We start from the raw sequence: 3,571 nt of genomic DNA, 5'->3' as shown, positions 1-3,571 counted from the left end.
ATCTTGCCGTCGGTCCCCTGGCGTTGACCAAGAAGCCTTGCGACAAGGGCCTGGGCGCGAGCGAGCAGGACTACTTCATCGCCCTGCGCACCGCGGCCCAATGGGATCTGGTCGGCTCGCAGCTGGTGATCAAGAGCCAGAAGGGCGAGTTGCGTTTCGACCGGGCGCTCTGACCACCGCTGCTGCTTTAAGCCTTCGTTGACGACGATCCGCGGTCACGACCGCGGGTTTACGCCGTGTTCAAGTCCCCCCGCGCCTTCTGCCCGCATGGTCCGCCATCCGGGCGGGCATGGGGGATGCGATGGGCACGAGGCTGGAATGGACCACCGGCAGCCATGGCCTGCGGCGCGGCGTCCGTGAGGACACGCGCTACACCCTGCCGTCCTGCCTGCACGCGGGCGCGGCGCTGGTCGCGATCACGAGCCCCGTCTTCGCGACATTGATCGTGCTCTGCGCGGCCCTGCTGGTCGCCTGACGGACGGACCGCTGCGATGCGCAATTCGGTTCGCCGCAACCCTTGGAATGGAATTCTCGATCCAATCCGAAAGGCAATAAAGAAGTTCTCCCGCGCGAATAGTCCCTGCGCCGCAGAGAAGATTTGTCTTTGATTGCCGAGCTTTGTCGATTGCCTCGCCTGAACTGACGCGATATCTCCCGGCCCTGCTATTGTCCGACGCGAGACCCGGCCCGAGACGGTGCCACCCGCGCGTCCGAGCCCGTCACGCCGACCAGGAGATTCCGATGGCCGATACCCAGAGCCCCGCTTCGACCCGTACGCCCGGCCACGGCCACATCTTCGGCTCGATCACCGAGACGATCGGCAACACGCCCCTGGTGCGTCTCAACCGCATCACCAAGGAGCGGGGCGTCGAGGCCGAGATCCTGCTCAAGCTCGAGTTCTTCAATCCGATCGCGAGCGTGAAGGACCGGATCGGCGTCAACATGATCGACGCACTGGAGGCCTCCGGCAAGCTGCAGCCCGGTGGCACCCTGGTCGAGCCGACCTCGGGCAACACGGGCATCGCGCTGGCCTTCGTGGCGGCCGCCCGCGGCTACCGCCTCATCCTGGTGATGCCCGAGACCATGTCGCTGGAGCGCCGCAAGATGCTGGCCTTCCTCGGCGCCGAACTCGCGCTGACCCCCGGCCCCCAGGGCATGAAGGGCGCCATCGCCAAGGCCGAGGAACTCCTCAACGAGATTCCGGGCTCGATCATGCCCCAGCAATTCTCGAACCCCGCCAACCCCGAGATCCACCGCAAGACCACGGCGGAAGAGATCTGGAACGACACGCAGGGTCACCTCGACGCGTTCGTGGCCGGCGTCGGCACCGGCGGCACCATCACGGGCGTCGGCTCGGTGCTGAAGCCCCGCCTGCCCGGCCTGAAGATCGTCGCCGTCGAGCCCACCGATTCGCCGGTCATCTCCGGCGGCCAGCCCGGCCCGCACAAGATCCAGGGGATCGGCGCCGGTTTCATCCCGGACAACCTCGACAAGTCGATCATCGACGAGGTCATCACGGTCTCGAACCAGGAAGCCTTCGACACCGCGCGCCTGCTCTCGCGGCTCGAGGGCATCCCGGGCGGCATCTCCACCGGCGGCAACGTGGCCGCGGCCCTGAAGCTCGCGGCGCGGCCCGACTTCCGGGGCAAGCGCATCGTCACCGTCGCCTGCTCGTTCGCCGAGCGCTACATCTCATCGGCGCGGTTCGAAGGCCTCTGAGACCACGATCCGGGACCCGCGCCCGGATCGCCGAACCCGCGACGACAACGGCTTCCATGGCTTCGCCGGGAAGCCGTTCCAACATCCGCCGTACCGGAGGCTCCTGGCCGCCGGGACGGTGCGGGTGGCGTCCGCGCTCGAAGGCAACCTCGCGGCCGGCGATGGGTTGAACCTCCGAACTCAGGAGGACACCCATGATCGACGAGCCGGGCGAGCACCCTTCGCCGAAGGACTTCGATGCCGACCGCAACGGGCGGGGCCCTGGTCGCCAGGATGCCGGCGATGCGGGCCCTCCCGCGCAGAAGCCGGGCGCGAGCCTGGAGCAGATCGGCGCTGCCGCGCGTAACGCCGGCTCTGCCACATCCGGCGCGGCCCGGGAAGCGATCGAGCGCGCGACCGCGCCGAACGGAACGGATGCGGGAGAGTAGCGATGCCCAACGATCACATCCCCATCGTCGGCACGCGCAAGCCCGATGCCGATGTCGGAAAGCCGGGCGAACCGGCGGTCGCCGGCGGCAAGCAATCCGCCGAGCAATCCGCGCTCACGCGACAGGGCTCGGGGGGAGAATCCGATTCGACCCGCAATGCCGCCTGGGACGGAACGCCGAAGGGACGCAATCCCGTCCCGGCCGGCGGTTCGTCGGACGGGCAGTCCGACCGGCCCCGTTCCCCCATCGACAGCGGCAAGGAGTGACACCATGACGACCGCCGACGACAAGGATCCGCCGAAGGGCAAGCCCGCCAACGTCGCGCCGGATGCGGTGAAGGACCCCAACGAGAAGACCGACGGCAAGCCGGGCGAAGGGCCCAAGGGCGGCGGCCAGCCCGACGGCGAGACCGACCCCGGCGGTTCCTAAGGGGACTCGGGCCCGGATCGGGGTTTCTCCCGGGCGCTCGCCTCACGGGTGAGGAGGTCTCGCTTGCGCTCGACGCCCCAGCGGTAGCCCGACAGGGAGCCGTCCGAGCGCACGACCCGGTGGCAGGGGATCGCCACCGCCAGGCTGTTGGCGGCGCAGGCCCGGGCGACCGCGCGCACGGCGGCCGGCGCGCCGATCGCCCGTGCGACCTCGGCATAGGTCGCCGTGGTCCCGACCGGAATGGCCCGCAAGGCCGCCCAGACCCGCTGCTGGAAGGCGGTGCCCCGAATGTCGAGCGGCAGGTCCAAGCCTTGGCCCGGCGCCTCGACGAAGCCGACGATGTCGGCCACCCAGCCCTCGAACGCCGCGTCGCCGCCCGAGAACGCGGCCCGGGGGAACCGGTCCTGAAGGTCGCGCGCCAGGGCGTCGGGATCGTCCCCGAGCAGGATCGCGCAGATCCCCTCGCGCGTCGCCGCCACCAGGATCGCGCCGAGGGCGCATTCGCCGACCGCGAAGCGGATCTCCGCGCCGAGGCCGCCCTTGCGATAGACCGTCGGCGCCATGCCGAGGCGCTGCTGTGCGTTTGCGTAGAAGCGGCTGGGCGCGCCGTAGCCGGCTTCGTAGAGGGCCTCCGTGACGGAGCCGGCCTCTCGGAGGCACGCGGCGACGGATTTTGCGCGGCAAGCCTCCGCGTAGGCTTTGGGCGTGATGCCGGTGATCGTCTTGAACACGCGGTGGAAGTGGAACGGGCTCAGTCCGGCGTCCTGCGCGAGTGCCTCCAGGGACGGCGTGATCCCGGCGGCCGCGATCCGCCGGCAGGCCCGCGCCACCGCCTCGGTCTGGCGCGCGGCCAGGGCGGGCGCATCGGGTCGACAGCGCTTGCAGGCGCGATAACCCGCGGCTTCCGCCGCCGCGCAGGTGGCGTGAAAGGTGACGTTCTCGGGCCTGGCCGCCCGGGACCGGCAACTCGGACGGCAATAGACGCCGGTGGATTG

General features: G+C 70.0%; 7 protein-coding genes. 6 read left to right on the top strand and 1 reads right to left on the bottom strand.

The window, feature by feature from the left end; translation table 11 throughout:
- From JWQ05_RS19405 to JWQ05_RS19380, 6 genes are all read left to right on the top strand, one after another.
- The coding region (locus JWQ05_RS19405) for an META domain-containing protein (RefSeq protein ID WP_299662152.1) at nt 1-173 on the top strand (173 nt) is incomplete at its 5' end.
- Nucleotides 174-301: 128 nt separating this feature from the next.
- Nucleotides 302-475, top strand: coding sequence for a hypothetical protein (locus JWQ05_RS19400; RefSeq protein WP_299662150.1), 174 nt, complete (start codon nt 302-304; stop codon nt 473-475).
- Nucleotides 476-741: 266 nt separating this feature from the next.
- On the top strand, nt 742-1,719 hold the full coding sequence (gene cysK / locus JWQ05_RS19395) for a cysteine synthase A (protein ID WP_299662148.1): 978 nt from the start codon (nt 742-744) through the stop codon (nt 1,717-1,719).
- A 194-nt stretch (nt 1,720-1,913) separates the two neighbouring features.
- Nucleotides 1,914-2,147 (top strand): hypothetical protein, encoded by a 234-nt coding sequence (locus JWQ05_RS19390; RefSeq protein ID WP_299662145.1) that lies wholly within the window; start codon nt 1,914-1,916, stop codon nt 2,145-2,147.
- Nucleotides 2,148-2,149: 2 nt separating this feature from the next.
- On the top strand, nt 2,150-2,413 hold the full coding sequence (locus tag JWQ05_RS19385; protein ID WP_299662142.1) for a hypothetical protein: 264 nt from the start codon (nt 2,150-2,152) through the stop codon (nt 2,411-2,413).
- A 4-nt stretch (nt 2,414-2,417) separates the two neighbouring features.
- On the top strand, nt 2,418-2,576 hold the full coding sequence (locus JWQ05_RS19380; RefSeq protein ID WP_299662139.1) for a hypothetical protein: 159 nt from the start codon (nt 2,418-2,420) through the stop codon (nt 2,574-2,576).
- Here the strand turns inward: JWQ05_RS19380 and ada are convergent.
- The coding region (ada, locus tag JWQ05_RS19375; RefSeq protein ID WP_299662136.1) for a bifunctional DNA-binding transcriptional regulator/O6-methylguanine-DNA methyltransferase Ada at nt 2,573-3,571 on the bottom strand (999 nt) is incomplete at its 5' end. The two genes, JWQ05_RS19380 and ada, sit on opposite strands and share 4 nt — an antisense overlap.

The organism is Methylobacterium sp. (assembly GCF_028290105.1).
GTDB lineage: Bacteria > Pseudomonadota > Alphaproteobacteria > Rhizobiales > Beijerinckiaceae > Methylobacterium.
Note: the sequence above shows the minus strand (reverse complement) of the source record. Positions and strands in the feature narration are given on the sequence as shown.

Coding starts and splice junctions, on each gene's coding strand:
- JWQ05_RS19400 (WP_299662150.1), top strand. CDS start 302: ATGGGCACGAGGCTGGAATGGACCACCGGCAGCCATGGCCTGCGGCGC.
- JWQ05_RS19380 (WP_299662139.1), top strand. CDS start 2,418: ATGACGACCGCCGACGACAAGGATCCGCCGAAGGGCAAGCCCGCCAAC.
- JWQ05_RS19385 (WP_299662142.1), top strand. CDS start 2,150: ATGCCCAACGATCACATCCCCATCGTCGGCACGCGCAAGCCCGATGCC.
- cysK (WP_299662148.1), top strand. CDS start 742: ATGGCCGATACCCAGAGCCCCGCTTCGACCCGTACGCCCGGCCACGGC.
- JWQ05_RS19390 (WP_299662145.1), top strand. CDS start 1,914: ATGATCGACGAGCCGGGCGAGCACCCTTCGCCGAAGGACTTCGATGCC.